The sequence below is a fragment of the Pseudomonas sp. L7 genome (assembly GCF_046605565.1).
In the GTDB taxonomy this organism is placed as follows: domain Bacteria; phylum Pseudomonadota; class Gammaproteobacteria; order Pseudomonadales; family Pseudomonadaceae; genus Aquipseudomonas; species Aquipseudomonas wayambapalatensis.
In genome coordinates, this window is sequence record NZ_CP176784.1 from 2,010,138 (window position 1) to 2,028,972 (window position 18,835).

14 protein-coding genes and 2 pseudogenes are annotated in these 18,835 nt (G+C 61.7%); 10 read left to right on the forward strand and 6 right to left on the reverse strand.

The window, feature by feature from the left end; genetic code table 11:
* Positions 1 to 100 precede the first annotated feature (100 nt).
* Both acnD and prpF read left to right on the forward strand, forming a co-directional pair.
* Positions 101 to 2,689, forward strand: a complete 2,589-nt coding sequence (gene acnD, locus ACK3BK_RS09400) for a Fe/S-dependent 2-methylisocitrate dehydratase AcnD (RefSeq protein ID WP_288375581.1) — start codon at positions 101 to 103, stop codon at positions 2,687 to 2,689.
* Positions 2,690 to 2,834: 145 nt separating this feature from the next.
* Positions 2,835 to 4,028, forward strand: coding sequence for a 2-methylaconitate cis-trans isomerase PrpF (prpF, locus tag ACK3BK_RS09405; protein ID WP_186669544.1), 1,194 nt, complete (start codon positions 2,835 to 2,837; stop codon positions 4,026 to 4,028).
* Positions 4,029 to 4,133: 105 nt separating this feature from the next.
* Here prpF and acnB read toward each other — a convergent pair whose 3' ends face one another.
* Entirely contained in the window at positions 4,134 to 6,743 is a 2,610-nt protein-coding gene (acnB, locus tag ACK3BK_RS09410; protein ID WP_186719815.1) for a bifunctional aconitate hydratase 2/2-methylisocitrate dehydratase, read from the reverse strand.
* A gap of 408 nt (positions 6,744 to 7,151) precedes the next feature.
* On the opposite strand from acnB, the gene ACK3BK_RS09415 reads away from it, so the two are divergent.
* Positions 7,152 to 7,619, forward strand: a complete 468-nt coding sequence (locus ACK3BK_RS09415; protein WP_288375485.1) for a DUF1289 domain-containing protein — start codon at positions 7,152 to 7,154, stop codon at positions 7,617 to 7,619.
* 54 nt (positions 7,620 to 7,673) lie between these two features.
* On the opposite strand, the gene queD is transcribed toward ACK3BK_RS09415, so the two are convergent.
* Together queD and ACK3BK_RS09425 are read right to left on the reverse strand one after the other, a co-directional pair.
* Positions 7,674 to 8,030: a 6-carboxytetrahydropterin synthase QueD gene (gene queD / locus ACK3BK_RS09420; RefSeq protein WP_186669540.1), complete on the reverse strand. Its 357-nt coding sequence runs from the start codon at positions 8,028 to 8,030 to the stop codon at positions 7,674 to 7,676.
* Positions 8,031 to 8,122: 92 nt separating this feature from the next.
* Positions 8,123 to 8,527 carry a helix-turn-helix transcriptional regulator gene (locus tag ACK3BK_RS09425; protein ID WP_411384161.1) on the reverse strand — a complete coding sequence of 135 codons (405 nt, stop codon included), beginning with the start codon at positions 8,525 to 8,527 and terminating at the stop codon, positions 8,123 to 8,125.
* A 668-nt stretch (positions 8,528 to 9,195) separates the two neighbouring features.
* On the opposite strand from ACK3BK_RS09425, the gene ACK3BK_RS09430 reads away from it, so the two are divergent.
* Positions 9,196 to 10,521, forward strand: coding sequence for an HDOD domain-containing protein (locus ACK3BK_RS09430; protein WP_411384162.1), 1,326 nt, complete (start codon positions 9,196 to 9,198; stop codon positions 10,519 to 10,521).
* A gap of 111 nt (positions 10,522 to 10,632) precedes the next feature.
* Positions 10,633 to 12,735 carry a putative bifunctional diguanylate cyclase/phosphodiesterase gene (locus ACK3BK_RS09435; protein ID WP_288375481.1) on the forward strand — a complete coding sequence of 701 codons (2,103 nt, stop codon included), beginning with the start codon at positions 10,633 to 10,635 and terminating at the stop codon, positions 12,733 to 12,735.
* 58 nt (positions 12,736 to 12,793) lie between these two features.
* Here ACK3BK_RS09435 and ychF read toward each other — a convergent pair.
* Positions 12,794 to 12,910 (reverse strand): annotated as a pseudogene (gene ychF / locus ACK3BK_RS09440) (redox-regulated ATPase YchF); the annotation flags it as partial.
* Between the two features lie 804 nt (positions 12,911 to 13,714).
* Positions 13,715 to 14,506: pseudogene (locus tag ACK3BK_RS09445) on the reverse strand (transposase).
* Here ACK3BK_RS09445 and ACK3BK_RS09450 point away from each other — a divergent pair.
* Entirely contained in the window at positions 14,505 to 14,744 is a 240-nt protein-coding gene (locus tag ACK3BK_RS09450; RefSeq protein ID WP_411384163.1) for a hypothetical protein, read from the forward strand. The pseudogene ACK3BK_RS09445 and the gene ACK3BK_RS09450 sit on opposite strands and share 2 nt — an antisense overlap.
* Positions 14,745 to 14,859: 115 nt before the next feature.
* Here the strand turns inward: ACK3BK_RS09450 and ACK3BK_RS09455 are convergent, their stop codons facing one another.
* Positions 14,860 to 15,939 carry a patatin-like phospholipase family protein gene (locus tag ACK3BK_RS09455; RefSeq protein WP_411384164.1) on the reverse strand — a complete coding sequence of 360 codons (1,080 nt, stop codon included), beginning with the start codon at positions 15,937 to 15,939 and terminating at the stop codon, positions 14,860 to 14,862.
* 167 nt (positions 15,940 to 16,106) lie between these two features.
* On the opposite strand from ACK3BK_RS09455, the gene ACK3BK_RS09460 reads away from it, so the two are divergent.
* Genes ACK3BK_RS09460 through ACK3BK_RS09475 form a run of 4 tightly spaced genes read left to right on the forward strand, consistent with a single transcriptional unit; the run spans position 16,107 to position 18,717 of the window.
* Positions 16,107 to 16,415 carry a PepSY domain-containing protein gene (locus tag ACK3BK_RS09460; RefSeq protein WP_186709248.1) on the forward strand — a complete coding sequence of 103 codons (309 nt, stop codon included), beginning with the start codon at positions 16,107 to 16,109 and terminating at the stop codon, positions 16,413 to 16,415.
* On the forward strand, positions 16,415 to 16,729 hold the full coding sequence (locus ACK3BK_RS09465; RefSeq protein WP_186669530.1) for a PepSY domain-containing protein: 315 nt from the start codon (positions 16,415 to 16,417) through the stop codon (positions 16,727 to 16,729). Before ACK3BK_RS09460 ends, ACK3BK_RS09465 begins: the two co-directional genes overlap by 1 nt.
* Positions 16,730 to 17,401, forward strand: a complete 672-nt coding sequence (locus tag ACK3BK_RS09470; RefSeq protein WP_186709246.1) for a response regulator transcription factor — start codon at positions 16,730 to 16,732, stop codon at positions 17,399 to 17,401.
* The gene (locus ACK3BK_RS09475; RefSeq protein ID WP_411384165.1) at positions 17,398 to 18,717 is read left to right on the forward strand and encodes a sensor histidine kinase; all 1,320 of its coding nucleotides are present in this window, start codon (positions 17,398 to 17,400) and stop codon (positions 18,715 to 18,717) included. The genes ACK3BK_RS09470 and ACK3BK_RS09475 overlap by 4 nt, the downstream gene beginning before the upstream one ends.
* Positions 18,718 to 18,835: the final 118 nt, after the last annotated feature.

Consider the following 18,835-nt stretch of genomic DNA (forward strand, 5'->3'; position numbering starts at 1 on the left):
TCGGGCAACCGCTTCGCACCTGCTGACGCATTCGCGGGCAAGCCCGCTCCCCCAGGGGCGGTGAATCCTTCCGAATCCTGTGAACGAGCCTGATTCCATGATGAACACCGCATACCGCAAGAACCTGCCAGGCACCACCCTGGACTATTTCGACACCCGCGCGGCGGTCGAGGCGATCAAGCCCGGCGCCTACGACGGGCTTCCCTATACTTCCCGCGTGCTCGCCGAAAACCTTGTGCGCCGCTGCGATCCGGCCACCCTCGACGCCTCGCTCGGGCAATTGATCGAACGCAAGCGCGACCTCGACTTCCCCTGGTTCCCGGCGCGCGTGGTGTGTCACGACATTCTCGGCCAGACCGCCCTGGTCGACCTGGCCGGCCTGCGCGATGCCATCGCCGACAAGGGCGGCGATCCGGCCCAGGTCAATCCGGTGGTGCCGGTGCAATTGATCGTCGACCACTCGCTGGCCGTGGAGTGCGGCGGCTTCGATCCGCAGGCATTCGAGAAGAACCGCGCCATCGAAGACCGACGCAACGAAGACCGTTTCCACTTCATCAACTGGACCAAGCAGGCGTTCAAGAACGTTGATGTGATCCAGCCGGGCAACGGCATCATGCACCAGATCAACCTGGAGAAGATGTCGCCGGTGATCCACAGCGATCGCGGCGTGGCCTACCCGGACACCTGCGTCGGCACCGACAGCCACACACCGCATGTGGACGCCCTGGGCGTGATCGCCATCGGCGTGGGTGGCCTTGAGGCCGAGAACGTCATGCTGGGTCGCGCCTCGTGGATGCGCCTGCCGGAAATCGTTGGCGTCGAGCTGACCGGCCGACTGGCACCGAACATCACCGCCACCGACCTGGTGTTGGCCCTGACCGAGTTCCTGCGCAAGCAGAAAGTGGTTGGCGCCTACCTCGAATTCCATGGCGAGGGTGCCCGGGCGCTGACCCTGGGCGACCGCGCCACCATTTCCAACATGGCACCTGAATACGGCGCCACCGCGGCGATGTTCGCCATCGACCAGCAGACCATCGACTACCTGCGCCTGACCGGTCGTGACGACCAGCAGGTGCAACTGGTCGAGACCTACGCCAAGGTCGCAGGCCTCTGGGCCGACAGCCTGGCCAAGGCCGAGTACGAGCGCACGCTGACTTTCGACCTGTCGAGTGTAGTGCGCAACATGGCCGGCCCGTCCAACCCCCACGCCCGCGTGGCCACCAGCGATCTGGCGGCAAAGGGCATTGCAGGGGCTTGGGAAGAAGTGCCAGGACAGATGCCTGACGGTGCAGTGATCATCGCCGCCATCACCAGTTGCACCAACACCAGCAACCCGCGCAACGTCATCGCCGCCGGCCTGCTGGCGCGCAACGCCAACCGGCTCGGCCTGGTGCGCAAGCCCTGGGTCAAGTCGTCGCTGGCGCCGGGCTCCAAGGCTGTGCAGCTGTATCTGAAAGAGGCGGGCCTGGAGCAGGAGCTCGAGCAGTTGGGCTTCGGTATCGTTGCCTTCGCCTGCACCACCTGCAACGGTATGTCTGGCGCACTGGACCCGGTGATCCAGCAGGAGATCATCGACCGTGATCTTTATGCCACTGCAGTGCTCTCGGGCAACCGTAACTTCGACGGGCGCATTCATCCCTACGCCAAGCAGGCGTTCCTGGCGTCGCCGCCGCTGGTGGTGGCCTACGCCATCGCCGGCACCATCCGCTTCGATATCGAGAAGGATGTGCTCGGTGTGGTCGACGGCAAGGAGATCCGTCTGAAGGATATCTGGCCAAGCGATGAAGAGATCGACGCAGTGGTGCGTGCCTCGGTCAAGCCCGAGCAGTTCCGCCAGGTGTATATCCCGATGTTCACCATCGAGGAAGACAAGGGGCCGAAGGTTGCGCCGCTGTACGAATGGCGCCCGATGAGCACCTACATCCGTCGCCCCCCTTACTGGGAAGGCGCCCTGGCCGGTGAGCGCACCCTGCGCGGCATGCGTCCGCTGGCGGTATTGCCGGACAACATCACCACCGACCACCTGTCGCCGTCGAACGCCATCATGCTCGACAGCGCTGCTGGAGAGTACCTGGCGAAGATGGGCCTACCGGAGGAGGACTTCAACTCCTACGCCACCCACCGCGGCGACCACCTCACCGCGCAGCGGGCGACCTTCGCCAACCCCAAGCTGTTCAACGAAATGGTGCGCAAGGAAGACGGCAGCGTGAAGCAGGGGTCGCTGGCGCGCATCGAGCCCGAAGGCAAGGTGACGCGCATGTGGGAAGCGATCGAGACCTACATGGCGCGTAAGCAGCCGCTGATCATCGTCGCCGGTGCCGACTACGGGCAGGGCTCGTCGCGGGACTGGGCGGCCAAGGGCGTGCGTTTGGCGGGCGTCGAGGCGATCGTCGCCGAAGGCTTCGAGCGCATCCACCGCACCAACCTGATCGGCATGGGCGTGTTGCCGCTGGAGTTTCAGCCGGGCACCACGCGCGTGACCCTGGGCCTGGACGGCAGCGAGACCTACGATGTGGTCGGTGCGCGCACGCCGCGCGCAACCCTGACGCTGGTGGTGACCCGCCGCGATGGCGAGCGTGTCGAAGTGCCGGTGACCTGCCGTCTGGACACCGCCGAAGAAGTGTCGATCTACGAGGCGGGCGGGGTGCTGCAGCGCTTTGCCCAGGACTTCCTCGAAGCGACGGCCTAATGACCTGAACCCCGCCTTTACCCTGTAGGAGCGGGCTTGTCCCGCGATTGCGTCAGCAGGAGCAATATCGCTGTCTGTTCTGACGCCATCGCGGGGCAAGCCCGCTCCCATAGGGGACGTGTGGGGCCTTGAAGGATGAGTGCTCATGGCATCTGTAGCGCAAGTGAAAATCCCCGCCACCTACATCCGTGGTGGCACCAGCAAGGGCGTGTTCTTCCGCCTGCAAGACCTCCCCGAGCGTGCCCAGGTGCCAGGCCCTGCGCGCGATGCCCTGCTGTTGCGGGTGATCGGCAGCCCCGACCCCTATGGCAAGCAGATCGACGGCATGGGCGGTGCGACTTCCAGCACCAGCAAGACCGTGATTCTTTCGCCAAGCATCAAGGCCGATCACGATGTCGACTATCTGTTCGGCCAGGTCGCCATCGACAAGGCCTTCGTCGACTGGAGCGGCAACTGCGGCAACCTGTCGGCGGCCGTCGGTTCGTTCGCCATCGCCAGTGGCCTGGTAGATCCGGCACGCATTCCGCGTAACGGCATGGCGACCGTGCGCATCTGGCAGGCCAATATCGGCAAGACCATCGTTGCCCACGTGCCGATCACCGAGGGTGAGGTGCAGGAAACCGGCGACTTCGAGCTCGATGGCGTGACCTTCCCGGCAGCGGAAGTGCAACTGGAGTTCCTCGACCCTGCAGCCGATGAAGACGGCGAGGGCAGTGGGGCGATGTTCCCTACCGGCAACCTGGTTGACGACCTCGAGGTGCCGGGTGTCGGCACGTTCAAGGCGACCCTGATCAATGCCGGCATCCCGACCATCTTCGTCAATGCCGCCGACATCGGTTACACCGGTACCGAGCTTCAGGATGCGATCAATGGCGATGCCGCCGCGCTGGCGCGTTTCGAGACCATTCGCGCCCATGGTGCGGTGCGCATGGGGCTGATCGAGCACATCGATCAGGCCGCTGGCCGCCAGCACACGCCAAAGGTCGCTTTCGTCGCGCCCGCTACGTCTTACACCGCTTCCAGCGGCAAGGCCGTGGCGGCTGGCGATATCGACCTGGTGGTGCGGGCGTTGTCGATGGGCAAGCTGCATCACGCCATGATGGGGACGGCGGCGGTGGCTATCGGCACGGCTGCAGCGATTCCGGGTACGTTGGTCAATCTTGCTGCAGGTGGCGGCGAACGCAGTGCGGTGCGTTTCGGTCACCCGTCCGGCACCCTGCGGGTGGGCGCCGAGGCGCAGCAGATAGACGGACAGTGGACGGTGACCAAGGCCATCATGAGCCGCAGTGCGCGGGTGTTGATGGAAGGGTGGGTGAGGGTGCCTGGCGACGCCTTCTAACCCTGGGTTTGGCGATAGGGCCTCCACTCACTCCACAATCGCCCAGCCACGAAAAAAGCCCCGGTATTTCTACCGGGGCTTTTCATTTACAACCGACTGCTCGGCTTACGCCTGAACCACCGGGATCTTGGCGTTGGCCGCCGCTTCACGGAACTCGGCGATCTGGTCGAAGCTCAGGTAGCGGTAGACGTCGGCAGCCATGCTGTCGATATCCTTGGCGTACTGCAGGTACTCTTCGACGGTCGGCAGCTTGCCGAGGATCGATGCGACTGCAGCCAGCTCCGCCGACGCCAGGTAGACGTTGGTGGCATCGCCCAGACGGTTCGGGAAGTTACGGGTCGAGGTGGAGACCACGGTCGAACCGGTCTGCACACGTGCCTGGTTACCCATGCACAGCGAGCAGCCTGGCATTTCCATGCGCGCGCCAGCCTTGCCGTAGATGCCGTAGTAGCCTTCCTCGGTCAGCTGGTGGGCGTCCATCTTGGTTGGCGGCGCCAGCCACAGACGGGTCGGGATACCGCCCTTGACCTTGTCCAGCAGCTTGCCGGCAGCGCGGAAGTGACCGATGTTGGTCATGCACGAACCGATGAACACTTCGTCGATCTTCTCGCCTTGTACCTGCGACAGCAGGCGGGCGTCGTCCGGGTCGTTCGGCGCGCAGAGCACAGGCTCCTTGACGTCGGCCAGGTCGATTTCGATGATCTCGGCGTATTCGGCATCGGCGTCGGCCGACAGCAGCTCAGGGTTGGCCAGCCAGGCTTCCATCGCTTGTGCACGGCGCTCCATGGTGCGAGCGTCGCCGTAGCCTTCGCTGATCATCCAGCGCAGCAGGGTGATGTTCGACTGCAGGTACTCGGCGATGGCCTTTTCCGGCAGCTTGATGGTGCAACCGGCAGCCGAACGCTCGGCCGAGGCGTCGGACAGCTCGAACGCCTGCTCGACGGTCAGCTCGTCCAGGCCTTCGATTTCCAGGATGCGGCCGGAGAAGGCGTTCTTCTTGCCTTTCTTCTCGACGGTCAGCAGGCCCTTCTGGATGGCGTAGTAAGGGATGGCGTGGACCAGGTCACGCAGGGTGATGCCCGGTTGCAGCTTGCCCTTGAAGCGCACCAGTACCGACTCCGGCATGTCCAGCGGCATGACGCCGGTTGCAGCGGCGAAGGCGACCAGGCCGGAACCGGCCGGGAACGAGATGCCGATCGGGAAGCGGGTGTGCGAGTCGCCACCGGTGCCGACGGTGTCAGGCAGCAGCATGCGGTTCAGCCAGCTGTGGATGATGCCGTCGCCTGGACGCAGGGACACGCCGCCACGGGTGCGGATGAAATCCGGCAGGGTGTGGTGGGTGTTGACGTCGATCGGTTTCGGGTAGGCCGCGGTGTGGCAGAACGACTGCATGACCAGGTCGGCGGAGAAGCCCAGGCATGCCAGGTCCTTCAGCTCGTCACGGGTCATCGGGCCGGTGGTGTCCTGGGAACCGACGGTGGTCATCTTCGGTTCGCAGTAGGCACCCGGGCGTACGCCTTGGCCTTCCGGCAGGCCGCAAGCGCGACCGACCATCTTCTGTGCCAGGGTGAAGCCTTTGCCGGTGTCGGCAGGCTGTTCTGGCTTCTTGAACAGGTCCGAAGCACCCAGGCCCAGTTCGGCACGGGCTTTTTCGGTCAGGCCACGGCCGACGATCAGCGGGATACGGCCGCCGGCGCGGACTTCGTCCAGCAGCACTTCGGTTTTCAGTTCGAAGGTGGTGACCAGCTCGCCGCTGTCGTGACGCTTGACTTCACCTTTGAACGGGTAGACGTCGATGACATCGCCCATGGCCAGGTTGGTGCAGTCGAATTCGATCGGCAGGGCGCCGGCGTCTTCCATGGTGTTGTAGAAGATCGGGGCGATCTTGGTGCCGAAGCAGAAACCACCGGCGCGCTTGTTCGGCACATACGGGATGTCGTCGCCGAAGAACCACAGCACCGAGTTGGTGGCGGATTTACGCGAGGAGCCGGTACCGACCACGTCACCGACGTAGGCAACCGGGAAGCCCTTGGCCTTGACCGCTTCGATCTGGGCCAGTGGGCCGACCGAACCTGGCTGCGAAGGCTCGATGCCGTCGCGGGCCATCTTCAGCATGGCCAGGGCGTGCAGTGGGATGTCAGGGCGCGACCAGGCGTCCGGGGCAGGGGACAGGTCATCGGTGTTAGTTTCGCCTGGCACCTTGAATACGGTCAGGGTGTACTTGTCGGCGATGGCTGGGCGCGAGGTGAACCACTCGCCGGCAGCCCAGGACTCCAGGACGGCCTTGGCGTGTACGTTGCCGGCCTTGGCTTTTTCGGCCACGTCGTGGAAGGCATCGAACATCAGCAGGGTGTGCTTGAGCTGTTCGCCCGCGACGGCGCCCAGTTCGGCGTCGTCCAGCAGCGCGACCAGCGTCTCGATGTTGTAGCCGCCCTGCATGGTGCCCAGCAGTTCAACGGCGTGCTTGCGGTCGATCAGTGGCGACTTGGCTTCGCCCTTGGCGACAGCGGAGAGGAACGCGGCCTTGACGTAGGCAGCTTCGTCGACTCCTGGCGGAACGCGGTTGGTGATCAGGTCTACGAGGAAGGCTTCTTCGCCGGCCGGCGGGTTTTTCAGCAGCTCGACCAGGCCTGCAGTTTGTTCGGCGTTCAGCGGCTGGGGCACGATACCCAGGGCGGCACGCTCTTCGATGTGTTTGCGGTAGGCTTCAAGCACAGTTATTACCCTCATCAGTGGTCCCTAAAGGGAGTCCGGGACGCTCATCCAGCATTCCCTGCACCCATGCGCGGATCACGGCTTTTTGAGCCGTCCAGCCAGGGTCGCAGAGAATCCTTACAGAAGCTGCTTTCAAAGTTTTACGCCTGTAGAACGGAGCGTTGATGAGGGGTTGGCGCGGGTCATGCGAGGGGGCATGACCTGGGCCAACACCGTTCTACCGGATGAACTGTGCTCGTGACGCTTTGAAAACAGCTTCCAACGGACATTGTTGCCTTGAAAAGGCGGGGTGATTCTACGGCAAAAAAGCACGGAAGGTAAGTTGCCGACGATGACTTTAACGAGTGACCCCGGTTAGACAAAGGGCTAACATGAAGCCGTGTTCCACCGCCAAGCCGTTGTTTTTCCATGTCCAATCAGTCCATCAAGACCCCTTGCGTCGGCCTTTGCTCAACTGTCTACGGAGACACCGTCTGCCGTGGCTGCAAGCGCTTTCACCATGAAGTGATCAATTGGAACGGTTATGACGAGGAGCAGAAGCGTGCAGTCTGGCTGCGCCTGGAGCAGTTGCTGGTGCAGGTGATGATGGCCAAGCTTGAAGTGTTCGACAAAGACCGTTTGCGCGAGCAGCTCGAACAGCGCTCGATCCGCTTTCTTGCACACCAGTCCGAATACTGCTGGGCCTACCAGTTGATCGCCCGCGGTGCCCGTATGATCCGTGACCTGGAAGCCTACGGCATGGCCCTGCTGCCGGAGTTCCGCGATTGGGAGCTGCCGCAGTTGCGCGATGCCATCGACCGGGAGTTCTTCCTGTTGTCGGAGGCGCACTACCAGCGCTACATCGCCCCGAACTTTCTACGCGATGCCATCGGTTAGCACCTGTGCGGGAGCAGCACAAGGCTGCTCTCGCACGTGCAGACGCTGGCAGGTTCAGTCGCCGGTGTATTCGCAACCGCTGGTGCAGGTCTCGTGGATACGCACTTTCGACAGCTCCGGCAGCAGCGGCTTGACCTGTTCCCAGATCCACTTGGCGATGACTTCGCTGGTGGGGTTTTCCAGGCCGGGAATGTCGTTCAGGTAGTTGTGGTCGAGCCGCTCGTAGATCGGCTTGAAGATCGCCTTGACCTCGGCAAAGTCACGGATCCAGCCGGTGTGCGGGTCGAGCGGGCCAGTCAGGTGCAGGGCGACCTTGAACGAATGGCCGTGCAGGCGACCGCATTTGTGTCCCTCGGGGACGTTGGGCAGGCGGTGAGCGGACTCGAAGGTGAACTCTTTGAAAATTTCCACTAGTGGACCTGTAAAGCTTGTGGGGTAAGGGCTTGAGCTTGATCTTGCGTCTGGGTGTACTGATCAGTGTACTGATTGGTCGCTGCTGGGGTTCAGCGAGGCCATCCATTCGTTGATTCAGACTGGCGCCAAGCAACGGATTTCGGCCCTATCTTAACCTGTTTTGGGAAGGTGCCTTCCTTTATTCGTGTGTACACCGTGTTGCGACCCATGCCAGTGATCCGGAGCACGTCCGGCAGGCGAAGCAGGCGGTCAATTCCTTCTGTGTGTGCCATTTGAGCCTCCTCAGGCCAAAAAATGGTGCCGGACCTAGCTTCTTCGGTGCGAGCCATGAGCCGGGCCTTTTTGGCTTTTCCATATGCCTGGTACTCAGCTTCGACCCGCCAGCCGCCAGCCGCCAGTTGGTAGCGCTGCGCAGGGTCGATATGCCCACGGCATCCGCAGCAGGCGTAGCGCTGCCTGACCACCGGTTCGGTCGTGGTCTGAATATCAGACATGCAAGCAGACATGCTTCGTCATCGCGCCCTGGGCAGCGCTGGCGGTTAGCTCAGGGGCATCGAAGCCTTTACTCTCAACGTGCCATCCGTGCATCACGGCAGTGAATCGGCTCACCTAGGTGCCTAACAGATCAGGTAGACCATGTACATCAGGGGCAGGATCTTGGCGCCACCTGCTTGCGGTAGCCTGCATCGTGAAGCTTTAAACCCATACTGTTCAGATTCATGCCTGGCATCCAGGCACATTTGTCGCGCAGCCCGCGACGCTCTTCAGCTGCTGCTCTTGGCTCAAAGCATGATCTGGACGCCGTCGCAGAACCGGTGCGCAAAGCTGCTGTCTTACGATGCTTAAACGTTTCTTCGCGTGATTGACAGCGCTATCTCGTGGAATTCTCGTTTTTTTGGAGTTTAAGATCCTTCTTATGTTGCCTAAGGGCCATCTTGCTTAGGCTATCCACTAGCCATTCAGTTTTGCCGCGCGCTCCTCATTTTCAGGCCTCCAGCCAGGTAAAGCGTCAGTCACGCTTTCCTTGCCGCTTACCCCGCACAAGCATGGTCCTGCTTCCCTCGGTGCAGGGCAGGTTTCCACTCAGGACAACAGGCATCGCGACTTTCTGATGGATGTCTTGAACTACTGGATGACGTGCTCGGACACTTGAGAGTTACCAATGAACGCTAAAGATGACCTCGCTCCACGAATTCTTATCGCAGAAGGCGATCCTTCGGTGCGAGATATGCTGCGGCAAATGCTGCTTAGCATTCGCGGCGATGCTCATCTGGAGATTTGTGAGGATGGCGCTCAAGCCCTTGCGGCATTTTCGACGGATCCAGATGTGATCATCGCAGGGCGAGAGCTGGCGGGTATCAGCGGCCTGGATCTGCTGCGGAATGTGCGCGGTAATAGTGACAAACCGCAGTTGCCGTTCATTCTCATGAGCGAGCATGTTGATGTTGCCAGCGTGCGCGAAGCGCTGCCGTACAGTCCCACCGCTTACCTGGGTAAACCCCTTAACCTGGACAGCTTGCGCATACGCCTCGAGGGGCTTTTGCTTGAAGTCGGCCGGCAGATTGGCTGCTCGACACCTGCGGTGCAGCCCGGCGTCAGCCTATCGGCCTTTCTGGACCAGCGCCGCGCAAGTACCGATGGTGGTCCGCTGTTTGCCGATGTGAGTAGGCTCGTGCTCAATACGTCAGATGCCCAGGAGCTGGACTTGGGCAGGCTCGAGCAGCAGTTGTGCCAGGACCCGCAGCTAACCGCAGTGCTCATCGCCGCCGCCAACAGTGCGGAAGCACACTGTGATGGCTCTGTGCAGACCTTGCCGCAGGCATTGAACAGACTGGGCAGTGCCCAGAGTCTGAGCCTGATCATGGGGCTGGAACTGAAACGTAGCGCGCGCCTGAGCGATCCGCTGTTGGCGCGGCACGCTGAGCATTTTCTGAACCTGTCGCTGCAGGTTGCCGAGTTCGCCCACACCCTGGCGGGCATGTTGAACGTAGACCAAGCGCGTTGCTATTACGCAGGTCTGCTGCATTGCTTGGGTGATCTTGCGGTGATTCGAAGCTTGCAGCAATGGCGCACACTGGGTGGCGAACTGGACGCCGACATGGTGCAGGTGTCGCTAAACCGTTATGGCGCGCCATTCGGCTCGGCCTTGCGCGCTCGCTGGCGCCTGCCTTTTCGACTGCGGGGGCTGGTTGCTGCAACTTATCATTTGTGGGGGGGCGTATACGCTCGCGACTGTCTGGTGATGAACCTGGCGGGCCAACTCGCATACGCTTCACCCACCCAGAGCAACGCGACGATCGCCGGCAGTACCGCTGCGCGCCTGCTCAAAGTGGATCTGCCGACGCTCGACATGCTGCGAGAACCTTCAGCAGTACCCATCCAGAAGCGCACAGGTGTCGCGCGCAAAGAAAGCCCAGCCAGTCATCCGGCGGCAGCGATGTGCGGGCCGTGGGCGGACAGTCGTGTTCGACAAGCCAGAACGGCGTGACTTCGTCATGGATGGTCACAGGGAGGGCGCGCGAGCGCCCTCTAAAAGCCTTTTCACACACCATTATGAAGCCAGCTTTTGGAAATGTTCTCGCTGTGCTGGGGGTACTGTATGTTGCTGGATGCTAGTTCTGATGTGATGTATCGGCTGCTGGTGCAAAGTGTGGTGGACTACGCGATCTATTTGCTCTTGCCCAACGGAGTGGTCGCTAACTGGAACCCCGGCGCGCAGCGTGCAAAGGGTTATGAAGCCAGTGAGGTGGTAGGAAAGCATTATTCGATGTTCTTCACCGAGGCGGATCGCACTGATGGCGTGCCGGCAGCCAATCTTGAACATGCCCGTCTTTTTGGCAGATTCGAGGATAATTGCTGGCGTTTACGCAAAGATGGCAGCTTTCTGCGCGCACATGTCGTGATCGAAGCAGTACGGGACGATGATGGGGTACTGGTGGGGTTTGCGAAGATCACCCGGGATATCTCCGAGCGCTATCGTAGTGAGTTGGAAGTGCTGCAGGCCAAGCAGTTAGCCGAGCAGTACAGTCAAGAAATGGGCAACCTCTCGCAGTTTCTCGACTCTGTGATCGCTAATATCCCCGCCTGCGTCATCGTCCAGGACCTCGCTAGCCGACGTGTGCTGTTGGCCAACAAGCATGCAGATCGGCTTTTCAGCGGGGTAAATGCGCAACTTGTGGGGCGGTTGCCACAGGAGTGTGCATTGCCGGGCGCGGCTGAGTTTCTAGAAGAGCAATTGACGCGGGGGGCCTGCACGGTCAAGGGCTACGCCGCCGAGACCCGCGTACAGACGGCCATCGGTTGGCGCACATTGAGAAGCCGCGCGCTCCTGAGTCAGAACATGGGCAAGCAGGCAGACTACGTCCTTTTCATTGCCGAGGATGCAACCGACGAGCTTGCCGCGCACGCGCAGATACACCACATGGCTCACCATGATGCGCTCACTGGACTGCCCAACCGCACATTGTTCAACGAGCGCCTCGAGAAGGCGCTCGCTCAGGGGGCAGGGAGCGGCAGGCTCACAGCGATACTGTGCCTGGACCTCGATAACTTCAAGAATATCAACGACTCGTTTGGTCATGGCTTCGGCGACAAGCTGCTGCGAGCCTTGGGCAAGCGCTTGCGCGATGAGCTGCGCGATGCGGACACGCTAGCCCGGCTGGGCGGAGATGAGTTTGCGGTGGTCCTTGCGGAACTGGATTCCTCAGAGTCAGCCCGCGCTGCGGCACAGCGTCTGATCGAAGTGATCGAGCCGCCTTTCCATATCGAAGGTCATCAGTTCTCTGTCGGCATGAGCATTGGTATTGCTTGCGCGCCTGAGGATCATGGTAGCGCTGAGCAGCTGCTCAGTTACGCTGACATGGCCCTCTACGAAGCCAAACGAAATGGCCGTAACCGCTATGAATGCTTCAACGTTGGACTTTATGACGCCGCGCACAAGCGCCGCCTGGTCGAAACCGACCTGCGTAAGGCGTTGCACCAGGGGCAGTTGCAGTTGCACTACCAACCGATCATGGATCTGCAGAGCAACACAATTTCTGGCTATGAGGCGCTGATGCGCTGGGAACACCCGAGCCGCGGCATGATCATGCCAATGGATTTCATTCCGGTAGCCGAGGAGACCGGGCTCATCCACGAGCTTGGTGCCCGGGCCTTGAACCTTGCCTGTCAGGAGGCTGTTACCTGGGAGGGGCAGGAGAGTGTCTCGGTTAACTTGTCCCCTGTGCAATTCAAGAATGCCGGGCTTATACGCACTGTAGCTCTGGCACTGTCGGACTCCGGGCTGGCCCCGCAGCGGCTGGAACTGGAAATTACCGAGTCGGTACTGCTGGGCCAGACTGACGAAAATGCGCGGGTTCTGCGCGAGCTGAAAGACCTTGGGGTAGGGATTGCCCTCGACGATTTTGGCACTGGCTACTCGTCGCTGGGTTACCTGCGTGCTTTCCCGTTCGACCGGATCAAGATTGACAAGTCGTTCGTTAACGATATGTGTGAAAGTGCCGAGGCCCTGTCGATCATCCGCGCGATCACCGAGCTTGCCAGAAGCCTGATGATCAATATCACTGCCGAGGGGGTAGAGTCTGCAGAGCAACTGGAAAGGCTGGTGGCCGAAGGGTGTTCGCATGTGCAGGGGTACTTCTGTGGGCGCCCGGCACCGGCCAGCGAGCGTATGAAGCAGGTGACGGGAGTGGCGAAAGGCTAATCAGGGCAGTCCTGAATACGCTGAGCATGGCGGCGTAAGGCGTTGCCAGCGGAGGCTCCTGAGCGTCGTGCTTGGGATCGACGTTGTTGGAGGCGTGGATCATGTTCTCGTCTTCGAAGCAGCGCACTACGTGGGCGATGGCGTCGTTCTCGCGAATGTTGGCGAGGAACTTGTGCCATGGGGGGCAGCGCCGGCCGCAGAGTGCAGCGCAGCGGCCCTGGCTACCTCACGTTGTCGCGGTCATGGGGTTTTACTCCTGGATCGTGTCCTGGGAGAGATCGGTGCTTACTCCCAGGCGATTGGCCTCCATTTTCAATATGAGTTTTCCAGCGGCGCGATCGCCGCCATGAAGACGATCAAAGAGGAATGCGAAAATAACGAGCATCAAGTATTCGGCATTGGCGGGCGAGTGATGATCGAATCGTATATTCTCGGCTTTGAATTTGGCATTGGCGGCTGACTCAGCGTCATGGATTGATGTCATGACGCGCTTGATTAATTCTTGCTCAGCATCGTGAAGTGTTTTAACGATAAACGCATGTTGTGATTTAGTGTGCGTGCCACTCATAAAGGTGCCTTTTCAAGGAAGGGAATCGATCGTCGCTAGTGGAGGGCGGAGAACGTGTGCCCGTTAAGTCATAGGCTGAGGGCGGGCCGGGCGCTATAAGACGCATCTTAAATGTGGAGGTTTTTGGATGTCGCTCCAGGGTTTATGGGGGGACAAGCAGTTGCTAGGCGCAGTAAGAAAACCGTGATACTCGGTGATGCTGCGTTGAAAACAGCCTGGTGTGCCAGCCCGGTCGGAATGCTCTTTTCAACCCGTAAAGTCGAGCGCGAATAGGACCGTTCCTCGGCAGTTTTCGCCTTGCCTGACCTTCGTCTCAAGGCTTTTCATACAGACCCTAGCCTCGCCGATTTCTGGAGGAGGGTATGTGCGCAAAGATTGTTTCCGCATCTCTCGCGCTAGCGTCCTGAGCGCTTAATTCATTAGCTTATTTTTGATCACGCTCAGCTTTGGCATATGTACCGAGCTGATGGTGGCCGCTGCGGTTTTTGTCCATTTGAACGACTTGGCTGAATGTTTGTTATGAGCAGTGATGAACTGGCGGATCGCGACTTTCAGATCAGTGCACTGGTGAAGACACCTCGATACAGCGCGCGTCTCTCCAGCCGTGAAAACCAGCCTTCCACCGCGTTCAGCCAGGACGCACTGGTCGGCGTGAAGTGCAGCTTGAAACGTGGATGTTTTTCCAGCCAGGCCCTGTTCGCTGCGGTTTTGTGGGTTGAACTGTTGTCCTGGATCACATGGAGATCCAACTCGGCAGGCTCGCCGTGCCATGGCGCTTGTAATCATGGGGTCGTCGCTCGGCCTGCCCAGCCCGAAGTTGCAGCATTGGCTGGGTAGAATCCAGTGCTTGGAACTAAGTTTTTTCGTCAACACACAGCACCATGGCGTTGTCCGGAGGGCTCAGGTAGAGCCCGTCCACATCAATCACCTTCTCAGCGCCCAGCTTCAAAGGCTGGCCGCTGCGCGGCAGGTCGCTCTGGCTCTCCGTGCCCGTCTCCAGATAGCGCTTTGGCCACTGAACACGGTCGGTGTCGTGATCTGCAACTGCCCCCAGATGGCAATGGACGTCCCCCAACATTGAGCAAAAGCAACATCTGCAGCCCGCTGCGCAAGGCTCTGCGCCAGCGTATTCATTCGCAGCCAACCTTGAAGCGTAACAACGTCGGCGGGTTGCAGTGCGAAGGGCGCGATCGGACGAGGCATGCCGGAACCATCTCTGGGCGAGGGGCGCACAACCCCGGCGAGGTGTAGTGCGCTGGGTGACCTGGTCCTGCTGAGCATCGACCAGCGGCCGGAAGTGGCTGGTGGCGGCCCAGGTGCCGACGGCGATACCCAGCTGGATCAGCAGAACGGCGTCGGCGAGGCGGCCAGGTGTTCATGCCAGCACGCACAGCCAGGTCATAACACGTTTTGTGCTCAGTTGCGCCATGCGGGCGCCTAACTGCTGTCGTGACTTGTCGGTTTTTGGCGGGAGCCCATCTTGGAATCTTTGAAAATTTCCACGCTGGCAGAACTCTGTGTGAATCAAGAATGCGCGCGGTCTACCAGCATGCTTGCTACAAGGCTTGCAACCGTTCATGCAGCCGCCCGGTGGCGACCAGTTCCAGCAGTTCGTCGCCCAGGCGCTGGCTTTCGGCGATGGCCTTGTACCAATAGCGCTTGCGTGTCGGCGCATCCCCCATGAAACGCTTGAAGTCGTTGCGGTCCGGCAGCTTGCCATAGGGCAGGGCGGCCAGGTAATGCGGCGATGGGGTCATCAGCAGCACATTGTGCAGGCGTGTGGCATCGCCGCGACGCCAGGGCAGGGCTTTGTCGAACCAGCCGGGCACGACCTTGTCTGTGAAGTGCGGATAGAGCACCAGGTCGTCGCCCTGATAGGGCAGGTCGAGGTGGTAGTCCAGCAGGCCGCCGTCACGGTAGGTGCCGTTGCCAGCGCCGGGAATATCGCGCACGCCCTCCATCACCATCGGGATCGAGCCCGACGCGAGCAGCGCCTGGCGCAGGTTGCCCAGGTCCAGGGGCAGGCAGCGCGAGGGAAAGTCGGTCAGTGCGTCCAGCGGTGGTGCGCTACGGCTGTCATGCAGGATGATGCGTTCGAAGTGGCGGCCCAGCCGCGAGCGCCCGAGCAGATTGCTGGCAATCACCGAGGACAGGCCCATGCCCAGCCGCGCGGGGTGATCATGGGCAAGCTGGCCATGGCTCTTCACCACCAGGATATTCAGGCGATAGTGCGCATTGGCCAGGATCTGGTCGTCACGGCCCTGCAGCAGATCGTCGAGCATGCGCTGGCAGCTCTGGCTGATCTGCGCAGGGGTCACGCCCTTGGCGAAATCCTGCTCGGTGTACAGTTCGCCCAGGCGCCGCAGACCGGCCACGGGGTCGTCCAGGCAGGCGCTGGCAAAGCGCCAGGAGCCGATCGAGGCGCCGATCAGCGAGCGCTGCCGCGGTGCCGACGGCAGCAACTGGCCGAACAATGCCAGGTCCAGGCCCTGTATACCCAGCGGCTTGGGGCCGCCGGCCGCGCCCGGCAGTACCCCGACATCGACAGCCCGCAGGCCGCGCTCGCGGATCTGTGCCAGGGCGCGTCGGCCGGCCTTGAAGGTCAGGGCGGGGTACTTGATGTGGATGGCGCTCATGGCTGTCTCTTGAAGGGCAGGTGCGCATTATAGGCAAATGGGGTTCGACAGGCGCTCGGAGGCTGCGAACGGCGCTATCATGTCGCCAGCTGTTTTCAGGTTGAGTTAAGGACCGGTGGTTAATCTTAACCCCGTAGACAACATACGCACCTCGATGGAGAGACACTATGAAAACGTTGACTGCCCTGTTCACCGCCGCCGCCCTGACCTTCGGTGCCACTGCCGCCTTCGCCAAGGACGTGCAGCCCGACGAAGTGGTCAAACTGGTGAATGCCAAGACCATCAAGTCGCTGGATGAACTCAAGGCCGCCGCCGTGGCCAAGCATCCCGGCTCGACCGTCACCGACTCGGAGCTTGAAGACGAATACGGCCGCTACATCTACAAGGTCGAACTGCGCGATGCGCAGAACGTCGAATGGGACGTGGCCCTGGATGCCAAGACCGGTGAAGTGCTGAAGGACGAACGAGACAACTGATGAACACGCTGCCGCGAGCGGTGCCCTGCCTGGCACTGGCATTATGGGTCGCCTGCTCGCCGGCGACCGCCCGCGATTTGGACCAGGACGAAGCCCTGGAACTGCGCCAGCAGGGCATCATCCTCCCGCTTGAGCAACTGCTCGAGGCAGCCCTGGGGCGTTACCCCGGGGCGCGCCTGCTGGAGGCCGAGCTGGAAGAGAAGCACGGCCGTTACGAGTACGAGGTCGAGCTGCTGACCCCGGCCGGTGTGGTGCGTGAAATCAAGTACGACGCCCGTAGCGGCGTTTTGATCAAGGACGAGGAAGACGACTGAATGCGCCTGTTGCTTGTCGAGGACAATGTGCCTCTGGCCGACGAATTGATCGCCAGCCTGCAACGCCAGGGCTATGCCGTGGACTGGCTGACCGACGGTCGTGATGCTGTCTACCAGGGGCAGAGTGAGCCCTATGACCTGATCATCCTCGACCTCGGTCTGCCCGGTCTGCCGGGGTTGGAGGTACTGACGCAGTGGCGTGCCGCTGCGTTGGCCATCCCCGTGCTCATCCTCACCGCTCGCGGTTCCTGGGCCGAACGCATCGAAGGACTGAAGGCCGGAGCCGACGACTATCTCACCAAACCCTTCCACCCCGAAGAACTGCAACTGCGCATCCAGGCCCTGCTGCGCCGTGCCCGTGGCCTGGCCAATCAGCCGCGCCTGGAGGCGGCGGGCCTGCACCTGGACGAAGGGCGCCAGTGCGTCGTGCGCGAGGGGGTGGATGTGCAGCTGACCGCCGCCGAGTTTCGCCTGCTGCGCTATTTCATGCTGCACCCGCAGCAGGTCCTGTCCAAGAGCCACCTGGCCGAGCATCTTTACGACGGGGAAACCGAGCGTGACTCCAACGTGCTCGAGGTGCACGTCAATCACCTGCGGCGCAAGCTGGGGCGCAGCGTGATCGAGACCCGTCGCGGCCAGGGCTATGTCTACGCCGGGAGCAGCAACGGGTGAAGTCGATCCAGGCACGCCTGAGCCTCGGCCTGGTGGCCGTGCTGGTGGTGGTCGGCGTGGCGGTGGCGCAGGTGACCCTGTGGTTGTTCGAGGCCGGGTTGCAGCGCTATCTCGAAGCCGGGTTGCGCAAGGAGAGCGAGAACCTGCTGGTGGCGCTGGTCCGGGGCCCCAGCGGTCTGCAACTGGACGAGCGGCGTATCTCGGCGGCCTATCAACGGCCGTTTTCAGGGTATTACTTTCGCATCGATTTCGACCAGGGCACCTGGCGCTCCCGCTCGCTGTGGGACCTGGACATGCCCAAGCTCGCGCGCCCGGGGCTTGAAGATGGCCATGAGCTGGGCCCGGAAGGCCAGCAACTGTTGGCCTATCGGGGTGATTACCGGCGCCTTGGCCAGGATATCTCGATCAGCGTCGCTCAGGATTACTCGCCCGTGCGCGAGGGTTTCAGGCGCTTGCAGCAGATCGGTCTGGGCATGGGTGTGCTGGCGCTGCTGTTGATCCTGATCCTGCAGCGCATCACCGTGACCCGCTCTCTGCGGCCGCTGGAGCGCGCTCGCCAGCAGATCGCCCAGTTGCAACAGGGGCAGCGCTCCCAGCTCGATGCCCAAGTGCCCAGCGAACTGCAACCGCTGGTGGATCAGGTCAACCACCTGCTGGTGCACACTGAAGACAGCCTGCGTCGTTCACGCAATGCGCTGGGTAACCTCGGCCACGCCCTGAAGACGCCGCTGGCGGTGCTGCTGAGCCTGGCGTCGAGCGAACGCCTGCGCGATCTGCCCGAGGTGCAGGCGCAACTGCGCGAGCAACTGAAGCAGATCCAGCAGCGCCTGGCCCGCGAATTGAACCGTGCGCGGCTGGCGGGTGATGCCTTGCCGGGCGCGCAGTTCGACTGCGACGCGGAGCTCCCCGGGCTGCTCTGCACACTTGGCATGATCCATGGCGAGGGGCTGCTGCTGGCGCGTGATGTACCACCGGGGTTGCTGCTGCCCTGGGATCGCGAGGACTTGCTGGAGCTGCTGGGCAACCTGCTGGACAACGCCTGCAAATGGGCTGACAGCGAAGTGCGCCTGGGTATCGAGGCAACTGCCGAGGGTTACCGGCTATGGGTCGACGACGACGGGCCAGGGATTCCCGGTGAGGCACGGGAGCAGGTACTGGAGCGCGGGTTGCGGCTCGACGAGCAGGTGGACGGGCATGGCCTGGGGTTGGGGATCGTGCGGGATATCGTCGAGGCCTGGGAGGGGCGGATCACCTTGCTCGAGAGCCCGCTGGGCGGGCTGCGCGTCAGCATCGAGTTACCACGCAAGGGGCGCTGACAGGTTTCGCGGCCCTTGAGTGATCGATCAAGGAGCAGATCCTGCAAAAAAATTGCAGTCCAGACGCATTTTTTTGAATTGGCACCAAAACGGTGCGCTCGGCACAATCCCCACCACG